This is a genomic window from Paraburkholderia sediminicola (assembly GCF_046027355.1).
In the GTDB taxonomy this organism is placed as follows: domain Bacteria; phylum Pseudomonadota; class Gammaproteobacteria; order Burkholderiales; family Burkholderiaceae; genus Paraburkholderia; species Paraburkholderia sediminicola_B.
Genome location: NZ_JAQQEK010000096.1, coordinates 1 through 1,730 on the forward strand (window position 1 = coordinate 1; position 1,730 = coordinate 1,730).

Annotated in this window: 2 protein-coding genes; both read right to left on the minus strand. The window is 62.3% G+C overall.

The window, feature by feature from the left end:
- Nucleotides 1-437: HlyD family secretion protein (locus PQR42_RS45375; RefSeq protein ID WP_408496067.1), on the minus strand; the 437-nt coding region annotated here is incomplete at its 3' end.
- 12 nt (nt 438-449) lie between these two features.
- Nucleotides 450-1,730: MFS transporter (locus PQR42_RS45380; protein ID WP_408393894.1), on the minus strand; the 1,281-nt coding region annotated here is incomplete at its 5' end.

The window sequence follows — 1,730 nt, forward strand, 5'->3', positions numbered from 1 at the left end:
GACAGATTGCGGTAGCGCGCGGCGTTCGCGCGCGCAAACTCGAGTGTCGCGTCATCCGCGCGAAGCGTGGCACGCGCCTGATCGACGAGCGCGGGCTGGCGCGCGATCTCGGCCTCGTAGTTCGCGACCGATGCCTTTGCTGCGGCCACGTCCGCCTGCGCACTCATCAAGGCGGCGTGGAAGTCGCGGTCGTCGATACGCACCAGCAGTTGCCCGGCCTTGACCTGCTGGTTGTCGTCGACGAGGACCTCGGAAAGCTGGCCCGCGACACGCGGTGCGACCAGCGTGAAATCGGCGGTTACATAGGCATCGTTGGTGGTCTCGCTGGTTGAGCCGGCAAACAGCCATATGCAGGCCGCCAGTACAGCGACGCCGAATATGAGCACATACGCGGCAAGACGAATCGTTCTGGGAGGAAATCGGGTAGCGGATGACATGGATAGCGTCGCTTAGCGGGAAGAGGGCGGCGTCGTGCTCCAGGGCGGATAAACGCGCACGGGTAACACCGGAATAACGAAAAGAAAGGCGACGGCGATACCTGCCATCACGCGATAGAGATCCGCCGACGTCAGCACGACGGCCTGCTCGTGGATCCGGTGTGCGAGTTCGCCGATGCTGTGAGCTGCATCGATGCTCTGGCTCGTGACCAGCGCGTTGTTGCCCAGATGGTCCACGAGCATGCTCGAATGGAAATGCTCGCGTGCAGTGCCCAGCCCATCAATGAGCCCGGTTGCCGCGGCGCCGGTAAATGTCTTGAGCGTGTTGAACATGGCCGAGGCAAACGGGCCTTCCGTCGGAGGCAAACCTGTGGTGACGCCCATCAGGATCCCCATGATCACCATCGGCTGTGCAACGATCTCCAGCGACTGCAGCCAGTAAAAGTTCTCGCGAATCCATTCGGAGGTCATGAAGCTCCCCAGAAAGCAGGTGGTCGCGATCAGGCAAAGTCCAATGGCCATGACCCAGCGGTGGTCGACCTGCCGGAGATTGAGCAGCGCGGCGGTCGCAGGCAGCGCGATCAGTAGCGGAATGGCGACGAGCAACGACAGCGGCGCGGTTTGCAGCGGCCGGTAGCCGTGAATCTGCGCGAGATACTGGCCGGGTATGGCGGCGACGCCCACCAGCAGGATCACCGCGCCGACCAGTGTCAGAAGTCCGTGCGCGAAGTTCCGGCGGGCAAGCAGCTGAAGTTTGAAAAACGGCAACGGATGAAACCACTCGTTGACAAGGAACGCGACGAACAACAGCGTCCCGCCGCAAAACATCGTGGCGATAAACGTGGAATTCAGCCAGTCAAGGCGATCACCCTGCAGCAGGCCGATCACGAGCATGGCGATGGCGGGATATCCGAGCAGGAATCCGGTCCAGTTGAATGAACGGAACCGTTCGAGCCGGGTGGGATCCGCCGGAAGCCCTTTGTAAATTGCCACGCAGCTCACGAGGCCAAGCGGCACGATCTGCCAGAATGCCATTTGCCAGCTGACATATTCGGTCCACAACGCGGCGAGCGGCGTGCCGAGCGCCGGTCCGAAGGTCGCGGTGAGCGCGTATCCCGCGAGTCCATATAACTTGACCTTCGGGGGCAGGTAACGCAGCGCCACGATGATCAGCATCGGCGGCAGACATCCGCCGGCGACGCCCTGCAGCGCACGCAATACATAAAGCGTCAGCAGGTTCGGCGCAAAGGGACACAGGAATCCAAGGACCATCACGGCCAGCACGGCGCCGAT